Origin of the sequence: Rahnella sikkimica, assembly GCF_002951615.1 — a bacterium.
Classification (GTDB): domain Bacteria; phylum Pseudomonadota; class Gammaproteobacteria; order Enterobacterales; family Enterobacteriaceae; genus Rahnella; species Rahnella sikkimica.
Map to the genome: position 1 here is coordinate 159,309 of NZ_CP019062.1, position 25,287 is coordinate 184,595.

At 53.7% G+C, this 25,287-nt stretch carries 26 protein-coding genes; 16 read left to right on the plus strand and 10 right to left on the minus strand.

Annotated features, from left to right (window positions below; genetic code table 11):
• Positions 1 to 86: 86 nt before the first annotated feature.
• Complete coding sequence (gene amiA / locus BV494_RS00720) at positions 87 to 971, minus strand: N-acetylmuramoyl-L-alanine amidase AmiA (RefSeq protein WP_104921115.1); 885 nt, start codon at positions 969 to 971, stop codon at positions 87 to 89.
• A 289-nt stretch (positions 972 to 1,260) separates the two neighbouring features.
• On the opposite strand from amiA, the gene BV494_RS00725 reads away from it, so the two are divergent.
• The gene (locus tag BV494_RS00725) at positions 1,261 to 1,686 is read left to right on the plus strand and encodes a GNAT family acetyltransferase (protein WP_104921116.1); all 426 of its coding nucleotides are present in this window, start codon (positions 1,261 to 1,263) and stop codon (positions 1,684 to 1,686) included.
• Positions 1,687 to 1,780: 94 nt separating this feature from the next.
• Here BV494_RS00725 and BV494_RS00730 read toward each other — a convergent pair whose 3' ends face one another.
• Entirely contained in the window at positions 1,781 to 2,179 is a 399-nt protein-coding gene (locus tag BV494_RS00730; protein ID WP_192938121.1) for a YgiW/YdeI family stress tolerance OB fold protein, read from the minus strand.
• 173 nt (positions 2,180 to 2,352) lie between these two features.
• Between BV494_RS00730 and BV494_RS00735 the strand changes: the two genes are divergently transcribed.
• The 10 genes from BV494_RS00735 (at position 2,353) to BV494_RS00780 (ending at position 11,908) form a co-directional block, all read left to right on the plus strand.
• Positions 2,353 to 2,796 carry a DUF2919 domain-containing protein gene (locus BV494_RS00735; protein ID WP_104921118.1) on the plus strand — a complete coding sequence of 148 codons (444 nt, stop codon included), beginning with the start codon at positions 2,353 to 2,355 and terminating at the stop codon, positions 2,794 to 2,796.
• 147 nt (positions 2,797 to 2,943) lie between these two features.
• Positions 2,944 to 3,567, plus strand: a complete 624-nt coding sequence (locus tag BV494_RS00740) for an RpoE-regulated lipoprotein (protein ID WP_104921119.1) — start codon at positions 2,944 to 2,946, stop codon at positions 3,565 to 3,567.
• Positions 3,568 to 3,691: 124 nt separating this feature from the next.
• Positions 3,692 to 4,591: a Dyp-type peroxidase gene (locus BV494_RS00745; protein ID WP_104921120.1), complete on the plus strand. Its 900-nt coding sequence runs from the start codon at positions 3,692 to 3,694 to the stop codon at positions 4,589 to 4,591.
• Positions 4,592 to 4,823: 232 nt separating this feature from the next.
• Positions 4,824 to 5,846 (plus strand): sulfate ABC transporter substrate-binding protein, encoded by a 1,023-nt coding sequence (locus BV494_RS00750; RefSeq protein ID WP_104921121.1) that lies wholly within the window; start codon positions 4,824 to 4,826, stop codon positions 5,844 to 5,846.
• Positions 5,846 to 6,676 carry a sulfate/thiosulfate ABC transporter permease CysT gene (cysT, locus tag BV494_RS00755; RefSeq protein ID WP_101076275.1) on the plus strand — a complete coding sequence of 277 codons (831 nt, stop codon included), beginning with the start codon at positions 5,846 to 5,848 and terminating at the stop codon, positions 6,674 to 6,676. The genes BV494_RS00750 and cysT overlap by 1 nt, the downstream gene beginning before the upstream one ends.
• Positions 6,676 to 7,551, plus strand: coding sequence for a sulfate/thiosulfate ABC transporter permease CysW (cysW, locus tag BV494_RS00760; RefSeq protein ID WP_104921122.1), 876 nt, complete (start codon positions 6,676 to 6,678; stop codon positions 7,549 to 7,551). The genes cysT and cysW overlap by 1 nt, the downstream gene beginning before the upstream one ends.
• A complete protein-coding gene (cysA, locus tag BV494_RS00765) occupies positions 7,541 to 8,635 on the plus strand; it encodes a sulfate/thiosulfate ABC transporter ATP-binding protein CysA (protein WP_104921123.1) in 1,095 nt (364 codons plus the stop codon). Before cysW ends, cysA begins: the two co-directional genes overlap by 11 nt.
• A gap of 116 nt (positions 8,636 to 8,751) precedes the next feature.
• Positions 8,752 to 9,636, plus strand: coding sequence for a cysteine synthase CysM (gene cysM, locus BV494_RS00770; RefSeq protein WP_104921124.1), 885 nt, complete (start codon positions 8,752 to 8,754; stop codon positions 9,634 to 9,636).
• Positions 9,637 to 9,894: 258 nt separating this feature from the next.
• A complete protein-coding gene (locus BV494_RS00775; protein WP_101076260.1) occupies positions 9,895 to 10,578 on the plus strand; it encodes a response regulator transcription factor in 684 nt (227 codons plus the stop codon).
• Positions 10,559 to 11,908: a HAMP domain-containing sensor histidine kinase gene (locus tag BV494_RS00780; protein WP_104921125.1), complete on the plus strand. Its 1,350-nt coding sequence runs from the start codon at positions 10,559 to 10,561 to the stop codon at positions 11,906 to 11,908. Before BV494_RS00775 ends, BV494_RS00780 begins: the two co-directional genes overlap by 20 nt.
• 92 nt (positions 11,909 to 12,000) lie before the next feature.
• On the opposite strand, the gene crr is transcribed toward BV494_RS00780, so the two are convergent.
• The 5 genes from crr to cysZ all read right to left on the minus strand — a co-directional run bounded on the left by crr (position 12,001) and on the right by cysZ (position 16,979).
• Positions 12,001 to 12,510 carry a PTS glucose transporter subunit IIA gene (gene crr, locus BV494_RS00785; RefSeq protein ID WP_104921126.1) on the minus strand — a complete coding sequence of 170 codons (510 nt, stop codon included), beginning with the start codon at positions 12,508 to 12,510 and terminating at the stop codon, positions 12,001 to 12,003.
• A gap of 47 nt (positions 12,511 to 12,557) precedes the next feature.
• Positions 12,558 to 14,285 (minus strand): phosphoenolpyruvate-protein phosphotransferase PtsI, encoded by a 1,728-nt coding sequence (ptsI, locus tag BV494_RS00790; protein ID WP_104921127.1) that lies wholly within the window; start codon positions 14,283 to 14,285, stop codon positions 12,558 to 12,560.
• 49 nt (positions 14,286 to 14,334) lie between these two features.
• Entirely contained in the window at positions 14,335 to 14,592 is a 258-nt protein-coding gene (gene ptsH, locus BV494_RS00795) for a phosphocarrier protein Hpr (RefSeq protein WP_013574433.1), read from the minus strand.
• 401 nt (positions 14,593 to 14,993) lie between these two features.
• On the minus strand, positions 14,994 to 15,959 hold the full coding sequence (gene cysK, locus BV494_RS00800; RefSeq protein WP_104921128.1) for a cysteine synthase A: 966 nt from the start codon (positions 15,957 to 15,959) through the stop codon (positions 14,994 to 14,996).
• Positions 15,960 to 16,193: 234 nt separating this feature from the next.
• The gene (cysZ, locus tag BV494_RS00805; protein ID WP_104921129.1) at positions 16,194 to 16,979 is read right to left on the minus strand and encodes a sulfate transporter CysZ; all 786 of its coding nucleotides are present in this window, start codon (positions 16,977 to 16,979) and stop codon (positions 16,194 to 16,196) included.
• Between the two features lie 223 nt (positions 16,980 to 17,202).
• On the opposite strand from cysZ, the gene zipA reads away from it, so the two are divergent.
• The 3 genes from zipA to BV494_RS00820 all read left to right on the plus strand — a co-directional run bounded on the left by zipA (position 17,203) and on the right by BV494_RS00820 (position 20,519).
• Positions 17,203 to 18,183: a cell division protein ZipA gene (zipA, locus tag BV494_RS00810; RefSeq protein WP_104921130.1), complete on the plus strand. Its 981-nt coding sequence runs from the start codon at positions 17,203 to 17,205 to the stop codon at positions 18,181 to 18,183.
• A 70-nt stretch (positions 18,184 to 18,253) separates the two neighbouring features.
• Positions 18,254 to 20,275 (plus strand): NAD-dependent DNA ligase LigA, encoded by a 2,022-nt coding sequence (gene ligA, locus BV494_RS00815; RefSeq protein WP_104921131.1) that lies wholly within the window; start codon positions 18,254 to 18,256, stop codon positions 20,273 to 20,275.
• Between the two features lies 1 nt (position 20,276).
• The gene (locus BV494_RS00820; protein ID WP_104921132.1) at positions 20,277 to 20,519 is read left to right on the plus strand and encodes a DUF3820 family protein; all 243 of its coding nucleotides are present in this window, start codon (positions 20,277 to 20,279) and stop codon (positions 20,517 to 20,519) included.
• 54 nt (positions 20,520 to 20,573) lie between these two features.
• Here BV494_RS00820 and BV494_RS00825 read toward each other — a convergent pair whose 3' ends face one another.
• The gene (locus BV494_RS00825; protein ID WP_104921133.1) at positions 20,574 to 21,563 is read right to left on the minus strand and encodes a bile acid:sodium symporter family protein; all 990 of its coding nucleotides are present in this window, start codon (positions 21,561 to 21,563) and stop codon (positions 20,574 to 20,576) included.
• A 98-nt stretch (positions 21,564 to 21,661) separates the two neighbouring features.
• Between BV494_RS00825 and BV494_RS00830 the strand changes: the two genes are divergently transcribed.
• Complete coding sequence (locus tag BV494_RS00830; RefSeq protein WP_104921134.1) at positions 21,662 to 22,588, plus strand: LysR family transcriptional regulator; 927 nt, start codon at positions 21,662 to 21,664, stop codon at positions 22,586 to 22,588.
• Positions 22,589 to 22,620: 32 nt separating this feature from the next.
• Here BV494_RS00830 and BV494_RS00835 read toward each other — a convergent pair whose 3' ends face one another.
• Entirely contained in the window at positions 22,621 to 22,959 is a 339-nt protein-coding gene (locus BV494_RS00835) for a FlxA-like family protein (protein ID WP_104921135.1), read from the minus strand.
• 102 nt (positions 22,960 to 23,061) lie between these two features.
• Positions 23,062 to 23,610 (minus strand): nucleotidyltransferase family protein, encoded by a 549-nt coding sequence (locus BV494_RS00840; RefSeq protein WP_104924659.1) that lies wholly within the window; start codon positions 23,608 to 23,610, stop codon positions 23,062 to 23,064.
• A gap of 256 nt (positions 23,611 to 23,866) precedes the next feature.
• On the opposite strand from BV494_RS00840, the gene eat reads away from it, so the two are divergent.
• A complete protein-coding gene (gene eat / locus BV494_RS00845) occupies positions 23,867 to 25,276 on the plus strand; it encodes an ethanolamine permease (protein WP_104921136.1) in 1,410 nt (469 codons plus the stop codon).
• Positions 25,277 to 25,287: the final 11 nt, after the last annotated feature.

Consider the following 25,287-nt stretch of genomic DNA (forward strand, 5'->3'; position numbering starts at 1 on the left):
GAATCAAATTGAGAACGAGATTATAACCCCAAAACCCGTCGGATCGCCCAGAACAACCCGCGTATCTGGGACGTGAAGCAGGAAGGTTATCGCGGTTTACGCTCGTTGGCGTCGAAATAGCTGAAGAAATTCACAATCCCCTGAGAAATGGCCTGCGCAATTTCACGGCGGAACGCGGTGGTGCTGAGCAGCTGTTCTTCCTGATGATTGGTGATAAACGACGTTTCCACCAGAATCGACGGAATTGACGGGGATTTCAGTACGGCAAACGCCGCCTGTTCTGTCTGCTGGCTGTGCAGATGGTGGATCGGGCGGATCCTTTCGAGAACGTGATGGCCGAGCGTCAGGCTGTTTTTAATGGTGTCAGTCTGGACCAGATCGAACAGCACCTGTTGCAGATAGTTGTTGTCTTCTTTGGCGTACTTCGCGCCTGCAACCAGATCGGCGTCGTTCTCTTTTTTCGACATATACCGCGCCATGGCGCTGCTCGCACCGCGGTTTGACAGCGCAAATACCGATGCGCCGGAAGCGCTCGGGCTGGTGTAACCGTCGGCATGAATCGAGACGAACAAGTCAGCCTGATGCTGATGAGCCAGTTCCACGCGCTGGTAAAGCGGAATGAAGTGGTCTGAATCGCGCGTCAGCCGGACCTCGATGTGGCTCTGATCGCCGAGGAATTCACGCACGTAGTTGGCGATCTCCAGCACCACATGTTTTTCTTCTGAGCCTTCATGGCCGACGGCACCGGAATCAATCCCGCCGTGGCCGGGATCAATCATCACCAGCTTTTTAGAACCCGGCGGTTTCGGCGCGGGGGCGGATTTCGTGATGTGTTCCTGCTGCGCGGCACTGGCTGAGCGGGAACCAAAAGCAGCAATCGCGAGCCCCAGGCCGGACAGCAACAATTGGCGACGGGTGGCGGCAGCGGGAAGAGGCTGGAAATGCAAAAATTTGTTCAGGGGGTTTAACATCAGTCCATTACCGTCAGAAAAAAAGCAGAATGCCTTATGTTATAGAGTATCTATTTTATAGTTTCGATCTGAGAACTATTACTTTTTATGAATAATGTGTCGCGAATGAATATTTCGACGAATAAATATCTGTTCGATGAATGGCTTATAGCTTCTTTTGTCGGCTAAGTTTACCGGTAAAATGCGGTCATTAATTGTGCAGGTTGTGATTTTGATGTTGCGTATCAAGCAGATCACGCGATAATCAAATAAACCCTATTTCTTTATTAACCAACAGCGGCGAACAGTGATGGAAATTCGCGTATACCGTCAAGAAGATTTCGAAGAAGTTCTGACCTTATGGGAGCGCTGCGATCTGCTGCGTCCGTGGAATGATCCTGAACTGGATATTGAACGTAAAATTAACCACAGCCCCGAGTATTTCCTGGTGGCGGAAGTCGGTGGCGAAGTGGTGGGTACGCTGATGGGCGGCTACGACGGCCATCGCGGTTCGGCAAATTATCTGGGCGTTCACCCGGATTATCGCGGGCGTGGCATTGCGAACGCACTGGTGAATCGGCTTGAAAAGAAACTGATTGCGCGCGGCTGCCCGAAAATGAATTTAATGGTGCGTGCCGAAAATGATGCGGTAGTTAGCATGTATGAAAAACTGGGTTACGAAATTTCAGATACGTTATTGCTCGGCAAACGTCTGATTGAAGATCAGGAATACTGAAAACCCGTTGAACAGATGCTAAAAGAAGCAATAAAAAGCCCCGGCAGGTGACTCACCGCCGGGGCTTTTTTACGTCCAAAGTTTTAACGCGTGATTATTTGATCACTGTTACGCTTTTGACGTCCACTTCCACAGAGTTCCAGTCTTTATCGACTTTACCTTCAATGCGGATTTTATCTTTTGGCGAGACGTTCTGCCCCTGCCAGCGTTTGCCGTCGATTTCCACGTTGAGCGTGCCGGTGCTATCACGGAAAATATATTTGTCGTGATCAACACGCTGATCGAGGAAGCCTTCGAGCATCACCCACTGGTCGTCTTTCATCGTCTGCACATCTTTCACGGTGCTGAGCGCCGTCGTGCCGGTGAATCCGCCCTGCGCCGCCGGTTGTGTTTGGGCTTCCTGGGCAGAAGGGCCGCTGAACCCGCCAGTTTGTTGTGCGAACGCCGTCGCGGAACAAAGTGTAATGAGGGTTGCCAGAGTGATCTTCTTCATCATAATAGGTCGTCCTTAATTTAACGTTTCCAGAGTATGTCCCGGCAACAATGACATTTTTCAAGACTGTTGCCGCGTTGAGAGACAGTAAAGCAGATTGTTCTTAACAGTTTCTTAAGCTGCGTTGATTATTGTTTAATTTCACTTTGTCTGAAGGAATGTGTGTCACGTTTATGAATCCGGAAGATTATAACGATCACGGTATGTTGCGGTTACCTCTGTGGTTCTGGACAATCCTGATTTTGCAGGCTCGCACCTGGCTGCTGTTCGTCATGGCGGGCGCTTCACGCCAGCAGGGCAGCGATATGCTGTCGCTGTTTTACCCTGATCCGCAGAGTTTCTGGTCCGGTATGCTGCTGGGGTTACCGCCCGCGCTGATTTTTCTGTTAAGCGGACGCCGCCATCTGTGGCCGCGCGTCTGGCAGGCGGGTTACTGGCTGCTGCTGGCGGGGATGTTTGTGACCTTTGCCTTGCAGGGGCTGGGCGTGTGGCAAAGTAACGATACCCTGTCGGCGGTCGATATTATGCTGGCATTGCTCGACGCCGCTGCACTGGCTTACTGGCTGCTCAGCCGCCGTTTGCGGGCCTGTTTTGATGCCGCGCGCCGTCTGGCCTGATGCCATTTCGCGGCTCGCGCTGAACTTTTTTGGAAAGAAAGTACTCGAACTGGCGCTTAACAACGATTTCCAAATAATAAATTCGCTGCCGGTTTATCCGTCAGGCCGTCCCGGCCAACCGAAACCGGCAGGAAAGGAGTGTACCGAATGACTGTTCGCTTACGGGCCCGCCCGATGTTGCTGGCGTTACCGCTTTTTCTCGCCGGTTGCTCGTCAATGCCGTCAATGCCGCATATGTCGTGGTCAAGTCTTAACCCGCTTAACTGGTTTGGCAGCAGTCTGACCGTTACCGAACAAGGCGTGGGCGGCATCACGGCCAGTACGCCACTGACGGAAACCGCCATCAAAGACGGGCTCAACGGTAGCTATTCCCTGCGCAGCGGCATGTCGATGAGCGACGGAAAAATGCTGAGTTTCTTCCAGGCGATGGACGGCAAAGACGTGAAACTGTCGGTCAGCGGCGAGCCGAAAGGCAACGTGCAGCGTGTGGATGTGATGGACTCTGCCGTCGCGAGCCAGTGGGGCGTGAAAATTGGCACGTCGTTCAGCGATCTCTATACCAAAGCGTTTGATTCGTGTGTGAAAGGCGAGGGCGACGATGCGGAGAACGTAGAATGTAAAGCGCCGCAAAGCGCGCACGTTACCTATGTGTTCAGCGGGATCTGGCACGGTCCGGAATCCCTGATGCCTTCTGACGACGCCCTGAAAGACTGGAAAGTCAGCAAAATCGTCTGGCGCGCTAATCCGCTGCAAACCGGTCAGGCGCAGTAACGACGTTTTTCGCTTCCCGGCGCTTTAGCCTGCAAAAGAAGTCCTTAATGCCTTGCCTTCGCGCAAGGCATTTTTATTGACATCCGGTATGATGTCGCCGGTCAATTTAACGAGGATGAGAAAAATGACTCAGGTTCAGAGCGGTATTTTGCCCGAACATTGCCGTTTCGCCATTTACATTGAAGCGAAAGCTCAGGGTGACCTGGATGCGCTCCGGCAGGGCTGCCGTGCATTTGTGGCCGCATTAAACGCTATGCAGCAAAAATTCCCCGCTGAACATGTGGGCGCGGTCGTGGCTTTTGGTCACGATGTCTGGCGTGACTTGTCCAGCAATCAGGGCGCAGACGAGCTGAAAAACTTTGAACCGCTGGGCAAAGGGCTGGCCCCGGCCACGCAGCGCGACATGCTGCTGCACATTCAGTCATTGCGCCATGATGTTAACTTCGCGCTCGCACAGGCCGCGCTGAAAGCATTTGGCAGCGCGATTGTGGTGGAAGAAGAAACCCACGGTTTCCGCGCTCTCGAAGAACGTGACCTCAGCGGTTTTGTCGACGGCACCGAAAACCCGAAAGCCGACGCCCGCGCGCAGGTTGCCATCATTCCTGAAGGTTCTGTGGACGCAGGCGGCAGCTACGTGATGGTTCAGCGGTGGAAACATAATCTGGTGCAATGGGAACGTTTCTCCGTGCAGCAGCAAGAAGAAGTCATTGGTCGTACGAAGGACACCGACGAAGAGCTGGATCCGGAAACGCGCCCTGAAACTTCCCACGTCAGCCGCGTGGATCTGAAAGAAGACGGCAAAGGCCTGAAAATTCTTCGCCAGAGTCTGCCTTACGGCACCGCCAGCGGCGAGCACGGCCTGTATTTCATCAGCTATGCCGCGCGTTTGTGGAACATTGAGAAACAGTTGCTCAGTATGTTTGGCGATCTGGATGGCAAACGTGACGCGATGCTGCGTTTCACCCGTCCGGTGACCGGCAGCTATTTCTTCGCGCCGTCCCTGACCCGTCTGGCTGCACTGTAAGTTCTCTGAGTTATAAAGAATAATGCGTTCAGCGCGCCCGTTTCCGGGCGCGCTTCGTTCCTTCTCCCCGCCTTTCTCCTTGCGTTTGTTAATGCCTTATAGCTTTTCATGCTTGAAAATCACCAATTGGTATATAAAACCGTTACAGCCTTAACCTCAGTTATAAATACACTGTGTGATATTGAGCGGCTTTTATGACGCTGCATACCGGTTCATTCACCTGAGGCTGAGCATGAAAACGATTGGTTTTGCTGGAAATTTGCTGAAAGGTTCGCTGGCTGCACTGTTGCTGACCAGCGGGGCGGCGTCTGCCACCGAATTGCTGAACAGTTCTTATGACGTATCCCGTGAGCTTTTTGCCGCGCTGAATCCGCCTTTTCAGAAACAGTGGGCGGATCAGAACAACGGCGACAAACTCGAGATCAAACAGTCGCACGCCGGTTCTTCCAAACAGGCGCTGGCGATCCTGCAGGGCCTGAAAGCCGACGTGGTGACCTACAACCAGGTGACTGACGTGCAGATCCTGCATGACAAAGGCAATCTGATCCCCGCCGACTGGCAAAGCCGTCTGCCCAATAACAGCTCGCCGTTTTATTCCACCATGGCGTTTCTGGTGCGCAAGGGAAATCCCAAAAACATCCACAGCTGGGATGATTTAGCGCGTCCCGGCGTCGCTCTGGTGTTCCCGAATCCGAAAACGTCCGGCAATGGCCGCTACACCTATCTCGGTGCATGGGGCGCTTACAACCTTGAAGACAACAAAAATACCGCACAGACCCGCGCGAAAATGGCGAGTTTCCTGAAAAACGTGCAGGTGTTTGATACCGGCGGTCGCGGCGCGACAACGACGTTTGTGGAGCGCGGTCTGGGCGATGTGTTAATCAGCTTCGAATCTGAAGTGAACAACATCCGCAAACAGTATGGCGACGATAAATACGAAGTCATTGTGCCGAAGGTCGACATTCTGGCGGAGTTCCCGGTGGCCTGGGTCGACAAAAATGTCGAGAAAAACGGCACGGAAAAAGCAGCAAAAGATTATCTGAATTACTTGTGGAGCCCGCAGGCGCAAAAAATCATCACCAGTTTTAATTACCGCGTGTATGACAAAACGGCGATGGCGGCGGCAAAAGGGCAGTTCCCGGATACCCAACTGTTCAAGGTTGAAGATCAGTTCGGCGGCTGGCCACAAGTGATGGAAACCCATTTCAGTACCGGCGGTGAGCTGGACAAACTGTTAGAGCAAGGTCACCAGTAATGTTGTTGACGAGCAAACGCGTATTACCCGGATTTACCCTGAGCCTCGGCAGCAGCCTGCTGTTCGTGTGTCTGGTGTTATTGCTGCCGCTGAGTGCGCTGGTGATGCAGCTTTCACAAATGACGCTGGCGCAATACTGGGATGTCATCACCAACGGTCAGGTCGTAGCGGCGTATAAAGTCACGCTGCTGGCGGCGGGCGTGGCAAGTATTTTCAACGGCTTATTCGGCATGCTGATGGCCTGGATCCTGACGCGTTATGAATTTCCGGGCAAAAGCCTGATTGATGGCCTGATGGATTTGCCGTTTGCGTTGCCGACCGCCGTGGCCGGTCTGACGCTGGCCGGACTGTTTTCCACTACCGGTTTTTACGGCCAGTGGCTGGCGCATTTTGATATCAAAGTGGCCTACACCTGGCTGGGTATCGCCGTGGCAATGTCATTCACCAGTATTCCGTTTGTCGTGCGCACCGTGCAGCCGGTTCTCGAAGAGCTGGGCCCGGAATACGAAGAAGCCGCCGAGACACTGGGCGCATCGCGCTGGCAGAGTTTTCGCCGCGTTGTGTTGCCGGAAGTGATGCCTTCGCTGCTGGCGGGCACGGCGCTGTCATTTACCCGTAGCCTTGGTGAATTTGGCGCGGTGATTTTCATTGCCGGGAACATTGCCTGGAAGACCGAAGTGACTTCGCTGATGATTTTCATCCGCTTGCAGGAATTTGATTATCCGGCGGCCAGCGCCATTGCGTCGGTGATCCTCGCGGCGTCACTGCTGTTACTCTTTGCGATTAATACTTTACAGAGCCGTTATGGCCGTCGTCTGGGAGGCCAGTAATGTCTGATATTCCGGCTTTTGCACGCGAAACCCGCCAGCCCGTCGACTGGGTGAAATGGCTGCTCATCGGCACCGGCGTGCTGATTTGTATTCTGCTGCTGGTGATCCCGATGATCAGCATTTTTGTGCTGGCGTTTTCGGACGGCATCGCGGCGGTCTGGAAGAATCTGTCGGACTCCGACATGTTGCATTCCATCTGGCTGACCGTGCTGATGGCCCTGATCACCGTGCCGGTGAACCTGATTTTCGGCACGCTGCTGGCCTGGCTGGTGGCGCGCTTTAACTTTCCGGGGCGTCAGCTGCTTCTGACGCTGATCGACATCCCCTTTGCCGTCTCGCCGGTGGTGGCCGGTTTGCTGTATTTACTGTTTTACGGCACCAACGGCCCGCTTGGTGGCTGGCTTGATGCGCACAACATTCAGTTTATGTTCGCGTGGCCAGGCATGGTGATGGTGACGATTTTCGTGACCTGTCCGTTTGTTATCCGTGAACTGGTGCCGGTGATGCTGAGCCAGGGCAGCCACGAAGATGAAGCGGCGGTACTGCTGGGCGCGTCCGGCTGGCAGATGTTCCGCCGTGTCACGTTACCCAATATCCGCTGGGCTTTGCTGTACGGCGTGGTGCTGACCAATGCCCGTGCGATTGGCGAGTTCGGTGCCGTGTCGGTGGTGTCCGGTTCTATCCGCGGCGAAACCTACACGCTGCCTTTACAGGTTGAATTACTGCATCAGGACTACAACACAGCGGGCGCGTTTACTGCCGCCGCGCTGTTGACCCTGATGGCAATTGTCACACTGTTTCTGAAAAGCGGCCTGCAATGGCGTCTGAAGCGCCACAACGACCGTCTTGAACGGGAGGAAAATCATGAGCATTGAAATTAACGGTATCAACAAATACTTTGGCCGCACGAAGGTGCTCAATGATATTTCGCTCGATATTGCTTCCGGTGAGATGGTAGCGCTGCTCGGGCCGTCCGGTTCCGGCAAAACGACGCTGCTGCGCATCATCGCCGGTCTGGAAAATCAGAGCGCCGGTCGCCTGAGTTTTCACGATAAAGACGTGACCCGTGTACATGCCCGCGATCGTCAGGTCGGTTTTGTGTTCCAGCATTACGCGCTGTTCCGCCACATGACGGTGTTCGACAATATTGCTTTCGGCCTGACCGTTTTGCCGCGCCGCGAACGTCCGAACGCGGAAGCGATCAAACAGAAGGTCACGAAATTGCTGGAGATGGTGCAGTTAGGCCATCTGGCAAACCGCTATCCGGCGCAGCTTTCCGGTGGCCAGAAACAGCGTGTCGCGCTGGCGCGTGCGCTGGCCGTGGAACCGCAAATCCTGCTGCTCGATGAACCGTTTGGTGCGCTCGATGCGCAGGTGCGTAAAGAACTGCGCCGCTGGCTGCGTCAGTTACATGAAGAACTGAAATTCACCAGTGTCTTCGTGACTCACGATCAGGAAGAAGCCATGGAAGTGGCGGACCGCGTGGTGGTGATGAGTCAGGGCAATATTGAGCAGGTGGGCGCACCGCAGGAAATCTGGCGTGAGCCGGCGACCCGCTTCGTACTGGAATTCATGGGCGAAGTGAATAAAATCAGCGGTGATATTCGCGGCTCGCAGTTGTATGTGGGCGCGCATCACTGGCCGCTGGAAAACCCGCCGCTGCATCAGGGCGCGGTGGATTTGTTCCTGCGTCCGTGGGAAATGGAAATTACCGCCCAGAGTACGCCACGTTGCCCGCTGCCGGTGAAAGTGCTGGAAGTCAGCCCGCGTGGTCACTTCTGGCAACTGATTGTGCAGGCCGAAGGCTGGCATGACGAACCGCTTTCCGTGGTGCTTTCTGATACTCACGGCAATGCGGCTCCGCAGCGCGGCGATCGTTTTTATGTCGGCGGGCTGAACGGACGCCTGTATGCGGGCGATCAGCCGCTACAACCCGTTGCGTTAGCGAAGAGCGCCTGATATTTTTTAATCAGCAGGTTTCTCAGGGCGGTCTTCGAGCCGCCCTTTTTATCGTCTGATATCTCTTTATGTAATTTTTATCAGTCCATAGTTCGTTTTGATATAAGGCAAGCCCCGTGAGTACGCTCGAACATTACATCGGTAATACACCGCTGGTGAGATTACAGCGATTACCCAAAGATCTGGACAGTGAAATTTGGGTCAAGCTGGAAGGCAATAATCCTGCCGGTTCGGTCAAGGATCGCGCCGCGCTGTTTATGATTGAACAGGCGGAAAAGCGCGGTGAAATCCGTCCGGGCGATACGCTGATTGAAGCGACCAGCGGTAATACCGGGATCGCGCTGGCCATGATCGCCGCGCTCAAAGGTTACAAGCTGAAATTGCTGATGCCGGAAAATATGAGCATGGAACGGCAGGCGTCGATGCGGGCTTATGGCGCAGAGCTTCTGCTGGTCAGCCGCGCGCAGGGCATGGAAGGCGCACGCGATCTGGCGCTGGATATGGAAAAGCAGGGGCAGGGCAAAGTGCTGGATCAGTTTAATAATCCGGATAACCCGCTGGCGCATTTCACCACCACCGGCCCGGAAATCTGGCAGCAAACGCATGGGCGCGTCACGCATTTTGTTTCCAGCATGGGCACCACGGGCACAATCACCGGCGTCAGCCGCTTTTTGCGCAGCCAGCATGCGGGCGTGCAGATTATCGGCCTGCAACCGGCTGAAGGCAGCAGCATTCCCGGCATCCGCCGCTGGCCGCAGGCGTATCTGCCCGGCATTTTTAACCCCGAACTGGTGGATGAAGTGATGGATATGGGGCAGGGCGAAGCAGAAGACACGATGCGCGCACTGGCGCGCGAGGAAGGGCTCTTTTGCGGCGTGAGCTCCGGTGGCGCTGTAGCCGGCGCGCTGCGCGTTGCCAGAAGCCATCCGGGCAGCGTGGTGGTGGCGATTATCTGCGATCGTGGCGACCGTTATCTCTCGACGGGTGTTTTTTCTGACTAAGAACTCCTGACGTAAAGCGTGGTCACATTTAACAGGCAGGCCTTTGCGCCTGCCTTTTGCTTTCTGTTAAACGCTAACAGATTGATTTTAATCTTCTATAATAGTGATAGCGTAAAACACGTTACCTTTATTCCTTACACTCGGGTTTCTGCGGGATGAAATTCTGCCAGAGACTGTGTAAAAAAAGAGTAAAAGCGGCTGCGTAATGCAGGCTTAGTGGTAAAAATGACCAAAATTTTAGCCAGGCGGAAATAAAGAATGAAAATTTTGTTAGTCGATGACGATCTTGAATTAGGCACCATGCTCAGTGAATACCTGATCGCAGAAGGTTTTGACGCCTCTCTGGTGCTGACCGGTAAAGCGGGCGTGGAAGGCGCGATGTCTGGCGAATACACCGCAATGATCCTCGACATTATGTTGCCGGACATGAGCGGTATTGATGTGCTGCGTCAGGTGCGTAAAAACAGCCGTCTGCCGATTATCATGCTGACGGCCAAAGGCGACAATATTGACCGCGTGATCGGCCTGGAAATGGGCGCTGACGATTACATGCCAAAACCGTGCTACCCGCGCGAACTGGTGGCGCGCCTGCGTGCGGTGCTGCGTCGAGTGGAAGAGCAGCAGGAATCGCATTCTGATTCCTCATCGGTTAACTATGGCGACCTGACGCTGAATCCGGCGACCCGCAGCAGCGAATGGCGCGGTGTTCCATTCGACCTCACGGCGTCAGAATTCAACCTGCTGGAACTGCTGCTGCGTTCGCCTGAACGCGTGGTGTCCAAAGATGAGCTGTCGGAGAAAGGTCTGGGACGTCCGCGTGAAGCGTACGATCGCAGCATTGATGTGCATATCAGTAACATCCGTCAGAAACTGGGGTCACTGGAAGGTGGCGATATTCTGACTATTGAAACGGTGCGCAGCATTGGCTATCGAATCCGCTAAACGCCTGCGCGGAAGGTTGTTCTGGAAAATCCTGCTGGGATTCTGGTTTACCTTCGTGGCCATCACTCAGGGGCTCTGGGTGGTTTTTGCTTTTTATAATCCGCATGAACCGCCGGAAAGCAGTATTGCCCGGCGCTTTGTGAAACTGCAGATTACCTCGGCGGTTTCCACGCTCCATTCCGGTGGTTTGCCCGCGCTGAATGCCATGATGGCCGACTGGCCGGAAGATGATCGTCAACTCTTCTCGGTAACGCCTTCACTGCTTCCTGCGCAGGGCAGCACGATGCAGGCTCTGGAGCCGGGTAAGATCCCACATGAAGTGGTGGAATTTGTGCAGGGGCCAAACGGTCAGGGTTATCGTCTTCGTTACGACGTTGCCGGGCTGATGGATGAATACCGGCCAAGGCGGCACAAAGAGTTGCTGAATATGCCGCCACCGTTGCTGTGGCTTGGCGGGTTAGGCGGGCTGCTTTTCAGTGCGATGCTGGCCTGGAACCTGACAAGACCGATGCTGCAAATGCGTAAGGCGTTTGGGCGGGTTGCGCAGGGCGATTTATCGGTGCGTCTGTTTACCAGTATGGGCAAACGGCACGATGAGTTGTCTGAGGTGGCGCGCGATTTCGACTCGATGGCAGAACGTTTGCAGGTGCTGGTGAAAGCGCGTGAAGAGTTGTTGCACGACGTTTCGCACGAGCTGCGTTCTCCTCTTGCCCGGTTGCAGCTGGCGATTGGTCTGGCGCGGCAAAATCCGTCTAACGTTGAGTCTTCTCTCAGCCGCATCGAGCACGAAGCGGGGCGTCTGGATAAGATGATCGGCGAACTGCTTGCGCTGTCACGAGCAGAAAACAGCGAAATCCCGGACGAAGAATATTTTGACCTGTACGGGCTGGTCGAAGCGGTCGTTAATGATGCGCGCTACGAAGCGCAACTGCCGGGCGTGAATATCACGATGCATCCGGAAGTGCCGGACGAAATGGATTACACCGTCAAAGGGAATGCCGAACTGATGCGGCGCGCGGTCGATAATGTGGTGCGCAATGCGCTGCGTTTTTCCGCCCGCGGGCAAACCATCACCGTTTCTCTGGCGCAGGTTGAAGAATATCTGCAAATTGAAGTGGCCGATCAGGGGCCGGGCGTGGAAGAGGATAAGCTGTCGAGTATCTTTGACCCGTTTGTGCGCGTGAAATCGCCGCTGTCTGGCAAAGGTTACGGCCTGGGGCTGGCGATTACCCGCAAGGTGATGCTGGCACATGATGGCAATGTCGATGCCCGCAATGCGCAGCCTCACGGACTGGTCATCAGCCTGATGGTGCCGCACTGGAAGATTTAAACGTTCAGTCTTTTCAGTCTTACAAAAGATTCAGACAATAAAAAACGGCGCATCGAGCGCCGTTTTTTTTACTTCGTATTTCTTCGGGCTGATTACTTCTTGATGCGGATGATTGGGGTTTCGCCCACAGTCACGCTACCCGTCAGTTTAATCAGCTCTTTGATCTCGTCCATGTTAGAGATAACAACCGGAGTCAGGGTAGACTTCGCTTTCTCTTCCAGAAGAGCCAGATCAAATTCGATGACTAAATCGCCTTTCTTAACACGCTGACCTTCTTCGGCGATGCGTTTGAAGCCTTCGCCTTTCAGTTCAACGGTGTCGATACCGAAGTGAACAAACAGTTCGATGCCACTGTCGGATTCGATTGAGAAAGCATGATTAGTTTCGAAGATTTTACCGATAGTCCCGTCAACCGGAGCAACCATTTTGTTGCCCGCAGGTTTGATGGCAATACCGTCGCCTACGATTTTTTCAGCGAAAACAACGTCAGGCACGTCTTCAATGTTGACAATTTCACCAGACAACGGCGCCACGATTTCAATGTAGCCAACGTCTTTTTTATCATCCGAAACCAATGATTTCAGTTTATCGAACAAACCCATGATCTTCTCCTAAGCATTAATTTGGGCAGCTTTACAGCATCGCGCAATTAGCAGAGTGTTTTTTCTTCAATGAACTTGTTAACCAGGTTCATCAACTCTTGCGCCGTAGGTTGAGCCAGGGCCTGATCTGCCAGCGCTTTCACATCTTCGAAGTTTGTATTGCGAATAATTTTCTTGATGCGTGGGATAGAGATAGAACTCATGCTGAACTCATCTAACCCCATGCCCAATAGAAGAAGTGTAGCACGTTCGTCACCGGCTAGCTCGCCACACATCCCTGTCCATTTACCGGCAGCATGAGATGCGTCAATAACTTGCTTAATTAAACCCAGTACAGACGGAGACATTGGGTTGTACAGATGAGAAATCAGCTCATTACCGCGATCCACCGCCAAAGTATACTGGGTCAGATCGTTTGTACCAATACTGAAGAAATCGACTTCTTTTGCCAGATGATGAGCAATCACGGCAGCAGCTGGCGTTTCAACCATTACGCCGACTTCGATCGTTTCATCGAATGCCTGGCCTTTTTCACGCAGCTCAACTTTCAGCATTTCGAGTTCTGCTTTCAGTTCACGCACTTCTTCAACCGAAATGATCATCGGGAACATGATGCGCAGTTTGCCGAACGCAGAAGCACGCAAAATACCTTTCAGCTGGTCGTGAAGAATTTCTTTACGGTCCAGACAGATACGGATTGCACGCCAGCCCAGGAACGGGTTTTCTTCTTTTGGCAGGTTCATGTACGGCAGGTCTTTGTCACCGCCGATGTCCATGGTACGTACGATAACCGCCTGTGAACCCATCGCTTCAGCAACGGCTTTATAAGCCTGGAATTGCTCTTCTTCGGTAGGCAGGCTGTCACGGTCCATGAACAGGAATTCTGTACGATACAGGCCGACACCTTCAGCGCCATTGCGCTCTGCACCAGCGACGTCGCGCACGGTACCGATGTTGGCACAAACTTCCACCTGATGACCATCCAGCGTAATCGCCGGCAGATCTTTCAGTTTGGTCAGTTCGTCTTTTTCAGAGATGTACTGGTTCTGAACCGCTTTCAGCTCATCAATAACGTCTGCCGTCGGGTTGACGTAGATTTTATTGTTTACAGCGTCGAGGATCAGATAGTCATCATTTTTGACTTGCTTAGTCACATCACTGGTGCCGACGATAGCAGGCAATTCCAGTGAACGGGCCATGATAGAGGTGTGAGAAGTACGGCCACCCAAATCAGTAATGAAGCCCAGAACCTTGTTCAGGTTCAGCTGTGCAGTTTCTGATGGCGTCAGATCGGTCGCCACCAGGATAACTTCGTCCTGGATGGAGCTCAGATCAACGATAGCCATGTCCAGAATGTTGCGCAGCAGACGTTTACCGATGTCACGCACGTCAGCCGCACGCTCTTTCAGATATTCGTCGTCCAGCTCTTCCAGGGCTTTCGCCTGGCCTTCAATCACAGAGTAAGCCGCAGCATCCGCAGAAGCGTGCTCGTCTTTGATGAGGGCTATGATTTCCTGTTCAAGCTCTTCGTCTTCCAACAACATGATGTGGCCTTCGAAGATGGCTTCTTTCTCTTCACCGAAGGTCTCACCGGCTTTTTTCTTGATCACTTCCAGTTGGACTGATGCTTTCGCACGGCCGTTAAGGAAACGTTCAACTTCCTGATCAACCTGATCAGGAGAGATTTTTTTCCGGTTGATGACAATTTCATCTTCTTTCAACAGAAGTGCTTTGCCGAAAGCGATACCGGGAGATACTAAAATGCCTGAAATCATAACCCTACCTTTCTCTTGACTGGTTTAAACTATATAAGAGCGGCTGTTGTTACTCGAGCTCTGCCATCAGTTTTACCAAGTGTTCAACGGCTTTTTGCTCGTCTTCACCTTCAGCAGAGAGGGTCACAACGGTACCTTGGGTTAGGCCCAGAGTTTGCAGTTTGAACAGGCTTTTAGCACTGGCGCTTTTACCGTTTGAAGTCACGGTGATGTCAGAAGCGAAACCTTTAGCTTCTTTCACGAACTGTGCAGCAGGGCGAGTGTGCAGACCATTAGGAGCAGTGATAGTAACTTCTTGCTGGAACATTGTTGTTTCCCCAACTTATTAAAGTAATGTTGTGGGGCTAAAGTTTAGCTTATAGGCTTCACTTTAGCCTGTAGAGATTAGCGCCTGACTATGGTTCAGGGGCAGGTTCAGATGCAACAGAAAAGAGAAAATAGCGCACTCAGCGATAAAACACTTTGCCCTAGATCCAAGCTTTCCTGTTATTCCGCCATTATGCCGTTTTTTTCCCTCATGTAACAAATCGGTAAATCGATTCAGCGGGCGGTGTCATAGAGGCGATTAATTTCACGCATCGAAATAATTGACCGGTTAAATACTAAACCTGGCGCGTAAAATCAATGGCGGAGTGGTATAAACTTTGATGTAGCCCACAAAAAAGCACCCCGAGAGGTGCTTTTTTAATCGCTTTTAGGAATGTGGCATTATTGTTGCAATTCTTTTTCCGTGAACAAATCTGCAAACAATGCGGTACTCAGGTAGCGTTCGCCGGAAGACGGCAGGATGACCACGATAGTTTTATCGGCAAATTCTGGCTCTTTTGACAATTTCACCGCGGCTTCAACGGCGGCACCTGAAGAAATCCCTGCCAGAATGCCTTCTTCTTCCATCAGGCGGCGCGCCATCTTGATAGATTCGTCATTGGTGATGAGCGTGACGCGATCCAGCAGTTCAAGATCCAGGTTGCCCGGAATAAAACCGGCACCGATACCCTGAATTTTGTGCGGACCTGGCTTCACTTCTTCGCCGTTCAGCGTTTGGGTGATAACCGGAGAATCGGTTGGCTCAACGGCGACCAGTGTAATGCTGCTTTTTTTACTTTTCAGATAACGGCCAGTTCCGGTGATAGTCCCGCCGGTACCGACGCCTGCAATCAGCACGTCAACCGCGCCATCGGTATCTTCCCAGATTTCCGGGCCGGTGGTTTGTTCGTGGATGGCCGGGTTCGCCGGGTTGCTGAACTGCTGAAGAATGAGATAACGGTCCGGATCGCTGGCCTGAATTTCTTCGGCTTTCGCAATCGCGCCTTTCATGCCTTTCGCGCCTTCAGTCAGAACCAGGTTTGCACCCAGCGCTTTCAGCAGTTTGCGGCGTTCAACGCTCATGGTTTCCGGCATGGTCAGCGTCAGTTTATAACCGCGTGCGGCTGCAACGTAGGCCAGCGCAATCCCGGTGTTTCCGCTGGTCGGTTCAACCAGTTCGATATCTTTGGTCAGAATGCCGCGCTTTTCGGCATCCCAAATCATGTTCGCGCCGATACGGCACTTGACGCTAAAGCTCGGGTTACGTGACTCGACCTTAGCCAGGATGCGACCATTACCGATGCGATTCAGGCGAACCAGTGGCGTGTGGCCAATTGTTAATGAATTGTCTTCATAGATCTTGCTCATAACCCGTCCTTTAACTGTATGAAATATTCACGGTGTGAAGCTTTCAACACTATGAAATTAGTGGGAATCAGAAAAGCATACGCGAACGGCTTTCCGAGTGAAGTAAGGTTTTGGTATTTGCTATACCGATCCGTTATTAAGAAATAAGTTTGGGGTAAAAAAGTCAAGCATAGCAAACAGCCGCCCAGAGGCGGCTGTTGAAGCAAAATAGCTGTCGGGGTGGGGATTGCGCCGCTATGTTCGCGTGGTATTGACATCGATATTATTTTTCACATACACCGCGCGGTAACGGTCGCACCACATGGCGGTGGCACCGCAAACGGCGACAGGCAGGATCACCAGATTCAGCACCGGGATCATCGTGAACAGGCTGACCAGCGAGCCAAACTGCAGGTTGTCGATTTTGTTGCTGCCAAGCGAACGGCGCATATCGGCAAAACTCACTTTGTGGTTATCGAACGGGTAATCGCAATACTGAATCACCACCATCCACGCGCTGAAAAAGAACCACAGCACCGGCGCAACGGTCTGGCCGAACACCGGGATGAAATAGAGCGCAAAGAGCAGCACGGCGCGGGGCAGGTAATACGCCAGTTTTTGCCATTCACGTTTCATGATGCGCGGCAGATCTTTCATGATGTCCCAGATACCACTGTCAGGCAGTGGTTTACCGGTCAGGCGCGCTTCGAGCTGTTCCGCGAGTAATCCGCTGAACGGCGCGGCTATCCAGTTGGCAATGGTGCTGAAAAAATAGCTGAACACCAGCAGCACGGAAAGCACGACAATCGGCCAGACCAGATAATCCAGCCAGCTCAGCCAGGCCGGGATTTTGCTCATCATCGCCGGGATCCACTCTCCCAGTTTGGAAAACAGCCACCAGAATGCGCCGCCCATCAGGACAACGTTCACAGCCAGCGGTAAAATCACAAAACGTCGTATCCCGGGTAAGGAAATGAGCGTCCAGCCCTTTTTGAAATAATGCACGCCGTTTTCTTGTCTGGCGCTTTGCGATGAAGTCATAAACGAAATTTTCTCTCTGAGTTGAATGACATGGGCTATCATATCGGTATGATTTTCCACTGGCTAGCAGTGGATTGGCTGAAAAAACAGCAAAAAAAGGTGCAACTACCCTATTTATTAGCAGAAAGTAGAGTCGAGACTTGCACTTATCTACGTGGGCAAATAGAGTTAATATTGTGAATGTTTGCCGTGGTGGCAATGAATTAGAACAACAGAGATAGCAATGATGCAGGATTTGCGTCTGATATTAATCGTTGTTGGCGCGATCGCCATAATAGCGTTGTTGTTACACGGTTTGTGGACCAGCCGTAAAGAACGCTCTTCGCTTTTTCGTGATCGCCCAGCTAAACGTATGAAAAAAGAACGGGAGCAATCTCCGTCTGACGATTTTGTCGATGGAGTGGGTGAAGTGCGCGTGCGTTCTGCTTATCCTCAGGATGAACCGGCTTTCGGTCAGTATGACGACGAACCGGAACAGACTGCACCGCCACGTCAGCCGCAGGTTCCGCCTGCGCAGCCAGCGCCTGTTGCCCGTCCTCAACAACCGGCTCGCCCGCAGCAGCACCCTGCTGTGCAGGAAGATCCGTTGCTCAGTGGTTATTCTGCTGCTGAGCCAGAGGCCTCGCGTCACGAACCTGTCGCTGATTTTGCCCCTGCGGTAAAAACGCACGCACCGGTTCCACCGCAGGAAATTCATGCCGAGGCCGCACCGGCTGCGAGAGCCGAACCTCAGTCCGCGCCTTTCGCGCCGGCTGAAGCAGCGCCGGCAGAGAAAGCTAAACTGAAAGAAACCGTTCTGGTTCTGCACGTTGCAGCGCATCAGGGCGGCGTGATTGGCGGTGAAGTGTTGCTTAACAGCGTGCTTCAGGCCGGTTTCCAGTTTGGCGCGATGAATATTTTCCATCGTCACGTCAGCCCAGCGGGTAGCGGTCCGGTATTGTTCAGTCTGGCCAATATGGTCAAACCGGGGTCGTTTGATCCTGACAATATGTCTGACTTCTCCACTCCTGGCGTTACGTTGTTCATGATGGTGCCTTGCTACGGCGATGCGCATCAGAACTTTAAATTGCTGCTGCAGTCAGCCCAGCGTATTGCCGATGATGTCGGTGCGATGGTGCTTGATGATGAGCGTCGTATGATTACGCCGCAGAAGCTGGAAACGTATAAAGCGCGGATCCGTGAGGTCCTCGAAGCGACCGCCTGATTTGGCGTTCGTGAAACACCCATTCCCCTAACCCCCGCTTGCCGGGGGTTTTTTATCTCCACGGTGAGTCATGGCCACTATCGAAGAACAGATCAATCATTTACGCACGCAGCTGCGCCATCACGAATATCAGTATCACGTTCTGGATGCCCCGGAAGTGCCGGATGCCGAATATGACCGCCTTATGCGCGAACTGCGCGAGCTGGAAACCGCGCATCCTGAGCTGATTACCGCCGATTCGCCGACGCAGCGCGTGGGCGCCGCGCCGCTCTCCGCCTTTGAGCAGGTGAAACACCGCGTTCCGATGCTGTCGCTGGACAACGTTTTCGATGAAGAAAGCTATCTGGCGTTTTATAAGCGCGTTCAGGACCGGCTGAAAACCGCTGAACCGCTGAGATTCTGCTGCGAACTGAAACTCGACGGTCTGGCGGTCAGTCTGCTGTATGAGAATGGTGAACTGGTGCAGGCAGCAACGCGCGGCGACGGCACAACCGGCGAGAACATCACGGCCAACGTGCGCACTATCCGCGCCATTCCCCTGCGTCTGCATGGTGACAATATTCCTGAGCGGCTTGAAGTGCGTGGCGAAGTCTTTATGCCGCAGCCGGGCTTTGAAGCGATGAACGAAGAAGCGCGTCGCACCGGCGGAAAAGTGTTCGCGAACCCGCGTAATGCGGCGGCAGGTTCTTTGCGCCAGCTCGATCCGCGTATCACGGCTAAACGCCCGCTGACCTTCTTCTGCTACGGCGTGGGGCTGCTGGAAGGCGGTGAACTGCCGCGCAGCCATTATGATCGTCTGCAACAGTTGAAAGCCTGGGGATTGCCGGTCAGCGACCGCGTCCGTGTGTGTACCGGCAGCGAAGACGTGCTGGCGTTTTACCGTCAGGTCGAGGAAGACCGTCCGTCGCTCGGTTTTGATATCGACGGCGTGGTCGTCAAAATTGACTCTCTGGATATTCAGGAAATGCTGGGCTTTGTGGCGCGTGCACCGCGCTGGGCAACGGCGTTTAAATTCCCGGCCCAGGAACAGATTACGCTGGTGAAAGACGTCGAGTTTCAGGTCGGGCGTACCGGCGCGATAACGCCGGTGGCCCGTCTGGAGCCGGTACTGGTGGCGGGCGTGATGGTCAGCAATGCCACGTTGCATAATGCGGATGAAATTGAGCGCCTTGGCCTGCGCATCGGCGATACCGTAATCGTTCGCCGCGCCGGGGATGTTATCCCGCAGGTGGTGGGCGTCGTGCTGGATGAACGCCCGGAAGATGCCCGTGAAGTGGTCTTCCCGACGCATTGCCCGGTCTGTCATTCAGACGTCGAACGTGTCGAAGGCGAAGCCGTCGCGCGTTGTACCGCAGGACTGATTTGTGGCGCGCAACGCAAGGAGGCGCTGAAGCATTTCGTTTCCCGTCGCGCGCTGGACGTTGACGGTATGGGCGATAAAATCATCGATCAGCTGGTGGAAAAAGAGTACGTCAAAACCCCGGCGGATCTGTTCCGTCTGACCGCGGGCAAGCTGACCGGGCTGGATCGCATGGGGCCGAAATCTGCCCAGAATGTAGTGAATGCGCTGGAAAAAGCCAAAGAAACCACGCTGGCACGGTTCCTGTACGCGCTGGGCATCCGTGAAGTGGGCGAAGCCACCGCGGCCAATCTGGCAGCGCATTACGGTTCCGTCGACGCCCTGAAAGCCGCCGATATTGAATCGCTGAAAACCGTGCCGGACGTCGGTGATATCGTGGCGAAACACGTCGTGAATTTCCTGTCCGAAGAACATAACCGGCAGGTGATTGATGAGTTGTTAAGCCCGGAAATCAATGTTCACTGGCCGGAAGTTCAGGTCATTGTGCCGGAAGAGATCGACAGTCCGTTCGCCGGTAAAACGGTGGTGCTGACCGGTTCGCTGTCGATTTTGTCGCGCGATGAAGCGAAAGATCGTCTGACCGCGCTGGGCGCAAAAGTGTCCGGCAGCGTGTCGAAAAAAACCGATCTGGTGATCGCCGGTGAAGCGGCGGGATCAAAGTTGGCGAAAGCGCAGGAACTGGGCATCGAAGTCATCGACGAAGCGGAGATGATCCGCCTGCTGGGCGACTAACATGGAAAAAGAAGATCTGATTAAAATCGCCAATACGGTGATGCCTTTTGGCAAGTATGCCGGAAGGGTATTGATTGATTTACCTGAGGAATATCTGTTGTGGTTCGCCCGTAAAGAGGAATTTCCTGAGGGAAAACTCGGCGAGCTGATGCAGCTGACGCTGGCGATTAAAAGCGAAGGGCTGCAAAGCCTGATTAATCCGCTGCGCCGCAACGGGCCGGGTTTGGGCGGCACCGACGAATAACAACGTATTACTCTGAGTCCAAAGGCGCTGATTTCAGCGCCTTTCTTTTTGACATTACTCCGCCACCTGCGCCTGTCTGAGCGCCACGTCTTTTTGCTTTTTCTGATAGCGCTTCGCCAGCACCGCACAGGTCATCAGCTGTACCTGATGGAAAATCATCAGCGGCAGAACCATCATGCCAATCGCACTGACCGGGAACAGAATATTGGCCATCGGAATACCGTTCGCCAGGCTCTTTTTGGAACCGCAGAACACAATGGTAATTTCATCCGGTTTGCTGAAGCCCAGCCAGCGTGCGGCGTAAGTATTGATCACCAGAATAAAGGCCAGCAGCACCAGACTGAACGCCACGATAAACAGCAGGGAACCGATGCCCACCTGATGCCAGATCCCCTGCGTGACGGCTTCACTGAACGCGGAATACACCACCAGAAGGATCGACGTCTGATCGGTTTTGCCGATCATCTTACGGTGACGTTCCACAAACCCGCCAATCAGCGGACGCAGCAAATGCCCGGCGATAAACGGCACCAGCAGTTGCAGCACAATACGCCCGACTTGTTCCAGCCCGTTGCCCGTTTCACCCTGAACATGCATCAGCAAACTGACCAGCAGCGGCGAAACAAAAATGCCCAGCAGGCTGGACGCCGAGGCGCTGCACACTGCCGCCGCGACGTTTCCGCCCGCCAGAGAGGTAAATGCAATAGCAGACTGAACGGTCGCCGGCAGAATACACAGATACACGAATCCGCTGTAAATCTGCGGGCTGACGTCCACCGGATGCCACCACTGGAACAGCAGGCCAAGGATCGGGAACAGGATAAACGTGCTGAACATCACCCACAGGTGCAGCCGCCAGTTATTACTGCCCTGAAAAATGGCCTCGCGCGACAGTTTGGCACCGTGCATAAAGAACAGCAGCCCGATGGCGAAAATAGTCAGATTGTTGAAGAAGGCGACAAACATCCCGCTGGCAGGAAAGAACGTGGCCAGCAGAACGGTAGCGATCAGCGTTAAGGTAAAACGATCGGGTAGGAAGCGCATGCGGATACTCTGAGAAGTCGTAAAGGAATTCCGCCATTTTGAGCGTTTACGATACAATTAAAAAATTGATTTATTTAATCCATTGATGTGGAAAATTCATGAATTATTCTCTCAGGCAGCTTCGCGTTTTTGTGGCGGTGGCGCGTTATGGCAGCTTCAGCCGGGCAGGGGAAGCGATTGGTCTTTCTCAGTCTGCCGTCAGCCACAGTATGAAAGAGCTGGAAGCCGAAATGGGCGTCCGGCTGCTGGACCGCACCACGCGCGAAGTCGTGCTGACTAACGCGGGGCTGAGTTTGTCAAAGCGGGTGGAACCTTTGCTTGATGAACTCCACGCGATGCTGCTCGATACCCGCAGCTTTGGAACACAACACAATGGCCGCGTGAGAATCGCTTCCAGCCAGACTATTTCCGCGCAACTGATGCCGCAATGCATCGCCAGCGGGCAGACGCAGTATCCTGATATCCGGGTTTTGCTGCGCGATCAGGCGCAACAACTGGTGCTGAGCAGCGTGAGAAATGCGGAAGTCGATTTCGGCATTGTGATTGACCCCGGCCAGAGCACGGATCTGGACTGTGAGCCGATTTTGCATGAGCCGTTTTTACTGCTGTGTCGCGAAGATCACCCTTTTGCCGCCAAACCCGCTGTTGAATGGACGTCGCTCAACGGTTGTAAGCTGGTTTTGCAGGATTACGCCTCAGGCAGCCGGATTCTGATCGACGGCGCGCTGAAAGCGCAGAAAGTGAAAGCGGAAATCGCGCAGGAAATCGGTCATCCGGCCACATTATTTCCGATGGTTGAAGCGGGTATTGGGATCAGCGTGTTGCCCGCACTGGCGTTGCCAATGCCGGAAGGCAGTTGTCTGGTCATCAAACCGCTGGTCCCGGAAATTAACCGGGTGCTGATGCTGGTGAAACGTAAGAACCGGTCCCTTTCACCGGCGGCGCAGGCCATCTGGCAGGTTGTGAAAGAACAGGCGGATTTACTGAGGGAAAAACGCAGCCAGCAGGGCGTATTCGGCTTCTGACGCCTTGCTGACTGTTTGGATATTTACTGCGATCAGACGTAGATATCGATGGCGTTCGTGTCGGACGGTTTGTTCACGCCTTCTTTCTTCGTTTCAGTGGCGGCTTGTTGCTGTTGCTGCTGCTGAAGCGCTTTCTGAGCTTGCTGCTGCTCGATTTGCGCAATTTGTTGTTGCAGCAATTCGATCTGTTGTTGCAGAAGCTCTTGTTGCTTCTGAACGTCTTCAGAGTTGCCGCCGGAGCTGCTCAGGTTTTTAACCTGCTCAGTCAGCTTTGCAATCTGTTTGGTTAACTGAGCAATCTGGCTTGAGCTGCCGGAGTCACTGGTGGACGCCGAACTCACCGAACTGCTGGTGGCGCTGATAGTTGTCATAATACCTCACGGGGTTATCATCAGATTTTGCACGTAATGGTGCTAAACAGGTATCGGCAGCTATCAGCCCGGCTTTATTGCCTTTTCATATTCCTTACAGTATTAACGTATTTCTTGCACTCGCAGTTCCGGCCATAGCGTCAGCCAGCCTTTGTCTTGCACCCGTTGTGCGAAAACTGCCGGGATTGCATGGCGCGGATTGGGTGTGATACTAAAGCCAAACAGCGCATCCAGCCCCAGCGGCGCGTTCAGTTCAATCTGCCCGTCAGCATTCATTCTTGCGCCAATCGCCGTTTCCACTTCCACCCAATAACTGATGGCGTCTGCGCTGGAAGAATAGGGCGCATGGCCGTGGCGTTCATGCATTCGTGCCTGGTTTTTCACCGACCAGGGTAAATCAGGCGAGCGTTCTTTCAGGCGATGTTCATAACGTTCATCGGCCAGCGCCGTGCAATTTTCAGGATTGAAATACACGACATCAATATCATTGAGCGGTGTCGCCTGCGAATAGCCATGCAGCCGGTCCCAGACCAGATTGCGGACAAATCCCGCCGCCAGCCACGCGTCGCTCAGCCTCAGTTCACGCGCCTGCTCCAGCGCCTGCAAATGCATCGGCTCTTCCCGGAGCCAGGTGATAATTTGCTGTTCCATTTCCGTCACGTGAAATCTCCTGTTTTGTTGAAATCGAATTGTAGCGCCTGCGGATGACATTTTCCCACGCACCGTTTCGGGCAATGCACTTTCCGCCTTCGCGCCAAAATGAAGCAAAAATGCGAGAGGGCGGGGTACAGGCCGCGCCGGTTCTGGATTTCTTAAGTGGTACAGCCTTTGCAATATCCCCTGCGGGCAAGGCAGTTTACCTACTCTTCGAACAATAATTGCATTATCACCGGGCAGGGGATCACACATGCAAACCACGAAAGTCACACCTGTTTTAAAGCGTACGCTGGGCAGTTTTAAACTTTGGGGCATTGCCGTCGGATTGGTTATTTCCGGTGAATATTTTGGCTGGAGTTATGGCTGGGCGCAGGCGGGCACGCTGGGGTTTCTCATCACTGCAATCGTGATTGCTGCTATGTATTGTGCCTTTATTTTTAGCTTTACCGAGCTCACCACGTCGATTCCTCATGCGGGTGGGCCTTTTGCTTATGCTTACCGCGCTTTCGGGCCGACGGGCGGGTTTGTCGCCGGATTCGCCACGCTGGTGGAATTTGTTTTTGCGCCACCCGCGATTGCGATGGCGATTGGTGCGTATCTCAACGTGCAATTCCCGGCGATTGAGCCGAAATGGGTGGCGGTCGGTGCGTACATCGTCTTTATGGTGCTCAATATTTTGGGCGTCAGCATTGCGGCGACGTTTGAATTGCTGGTAACGCTGCTGGCGATATTTGAATTGCTGGTCTTTATGGGTGTGGTTGCGCCGGGCTTTGAAATGTCGAACTTTATGCACGGCGGCTGGGCGGGCAGCGATACCTTCAGCCCGGCGGCATTCTCCGGTATCTTCGCCGCCATTCCTTTCGCCATCTGGTTCTTCCTGGCGATTGAAGGCGCGTCGATGGCCGCAGAAGAAGCCAAAGATCCGCAGCGCACCATTCCGAAAGCGTTCATCGGCGGGATCCTGACCCTGACTGTGCTTGCGCTGGGCGTCATGCTGTTTGCCGGTGGGGTGGGCGACTGGACCAAGCTTTCGAACATCAACGACCCGTTACCGCAGGCGATGAAACTGATTGTCGGCAGCAACAGCGGCTGGTTGCACATGCTGGTCTGGCTGGGGCTGTTCGGCCTGATTGCGTCATTTCACGGCATCATCATGGGCTATTCACGGCAGATTTTTGCGCTGGCGAGGGCCGGTTATCTGCCTAAACGGCTGTCGAGTGTGAATGCGCGTTTCCAGACGCCGCATCTGGGCATTATTGCCGGTGGCGTCGTCGGGATTGCGGCAATTTTCTCTGACTCCCTGATTGTGATTGGCGGGCAACCGCTGACGGCGAATATCGTGACAATGTCGGTGTTTGGCGCGATTGTGATGTACATCATTTCGATGGCGGCGCTGTTCAAACTGCGCCGCAGCGAACCGAACCTGATCCGCCCGTTCCGTGCGCCACTCTATCCTTTTGCGCCTGCACTGGCGCTGGTTCTGGCGGTAGTCTGTCTTATCGCTATGATCTACTACAACACCTTACTGTTTATGATCTTCGCCGCCATGATGTTGCTGGCTTACGCCTGGTTCCGCCTGACCCATCAGGCTCGTGCCGATGCCGCTGAAGATCTGCAATTACGCGGGCTACAGCCGGTTCCGGCCAAAAGTGGCAAATAATCCGGCCTGCT